This window comes from Butyrivibrio sp. TB (assembly GCF_900110805.1).
Classification (GTDB): domain Bacteria; phylum Bacillota; class Clostridia; order Lachnospirales; family Lachnospiraceae; genus Butyrivibrio; species Butyrivibrio fibrisolvens_C.
In genome coordinates this window covers 1-1768 of sequence record NZ_FOER01000053.1, presented here as the reverse complement: position 1 = coordinate 1768, position 1768 = coordinate 1, and the positions used below count along the sequence as shown (strand labels likewise).

Below are 1768 nucleotides of genomic sequence, written 5' to 3'. Positions count from 1 at the left end.
TAGGCGTTTGCGAAACGCCAAAAGCCGCATAAATACGGCATTTTTATTGCAATAAAAATGAATAACCCCTCACCGGATATGGTAAAATAGAGTTGTCCAAAAACTACCTACCAACACTCAAGAAAGGAGTTATTCTGATATATATGATACCATACAAACAGCTTTCTTTGGCTGATATTTATTCAGACTGCCAGGATAAATTTGAAAATGACAAGCCTGCATTTCTGTCTCTATTAGAAACCTATATCGATCTTGATGAAATTATTCCGATTTCCTTTAGAAATCATTTCTATGCATCAACGGGAAGATCCCGTAAATACCCTTTAAAAGCTCTTCTGTGGGCTTTGATCATTCAGCGCATCTTCTCGATACCAACTGACCAGCTTCTATTAGCTTTCCTCACTTATTCAAAACCACTTCGTGAATTCTGTGGTTTTACCAAGGTTCCTGATGCTTCCAAGATTACCCGTTTTAAGCAGGATTTCCTTGATGATCTTCAGATCGTCTTTGATAAGCTTGTTGATGTTACCGAACCTATCTGCCAAGCCATTGACTCTGCACAGGCAGATATGACTATCTTTGATTCATCAGGCATAGAAGCCTTTGTTACTGAAAACAATCCAAAGTATGCAAATCAGATAATCAGGCAGCTTAAAGCATATGCCAAAGCCAAGGGCTTTTCCAAATCTTATGATCCTTATAAGGCAGCATATAGCTCCATGCCTTCACATGCTTCTGCAAATCCAGAGATAAAGCAGTTATACATCAATGGCCATTTTTGTTATGTCTTCAAGTTTGGTATTGTTACAAATGGTCTTGGCATTGTCCGCCACATATCCTTTTATAACAAGGAATTCCTGACATCACATCCAGATATAGTTGTCGAAAAGAAATCATCCTCTCCTGATGAAGATAAATGCGTTCATGATGCAAAACTGCTCATTCCTACGCTAAAAGATTTCTTTACAAAACACCCTTTAATAAATCCTAAAACATTTCTTGGAGATGCTGCATTTGACTCAGCACTCTTGTATCGTCAACTACTTACCGGTGATGCATTTGGTGATAACAGGCATTTCTCCAAAGCTTATATACCGCTTAATTCCAGATCCGGCATCAAATATCCTGATTGCAAAGTTAACGCAGATGGCATTCCATGCTGCCCTAACGATGACACGCTCCCTATGAAATACGAGAGCTCTTCAACAAGGCCGAACGGCATTGTCAGATATAAATTTGTATGCCCCAAAATCAAGTATGTCTATGATAAAAGCACACGCAAATGTCATCGAGAATGCCAATGCGCCAATCCCTGTACCGATTCTTCATGTGGACGAATGATACACATCTATCCTGAGAAGAATCTTCGTGCTTATCCAGGCGTCCTTCGCGGAACTGAAGAATGGGATAACACCTACAAGATCAGAACTACCGTGGAGCGCGATATCAACCATATGAAGGATAATCTTTGTTTGGCTGGACGCCGCACTCAAAATGAGAAGACTCTGCATGCTGATCTGATACTTGCAGGAATCACTCAGCTTATATCTGTAGTACTTGCTGACAAAATTCATCACCATGAATACATCAGAAGCCTCAAGCCCCTCATAGCATAGGGCTTACCAACTTAATAAGGCATCAGCCTTATTCAAGTGCGCCTAAGATAAGATTTATCAGCCCAGTTCACGTCTTTGCCCTCAACAAAAGCGTTCCAGAATGCTTTTGTTAAGGTTACATCTAAACTTTTAATGAGTTTCGCAAATACCTA

At 40.0% G+C, this 1768-nt stretch carries 1 protein-coding gene; it reads left to right on the top strand.

The window, feature by feature from the left end; all coding sequences use genetic code 11:
• Positions 1-143: 143 nt before the first annotated feature.
• On the top strand, positions 144-1616 hold the full coding sequence (locus BMX21_RS18935) for a transposase (RefSeq protein ID WP_092047048.1): 1473 nt from the start codon (positions 144-146) through the stop codon (positions 1614-1616).
• Positions 1617-1768: the final 152 nt, after the last annotated feature.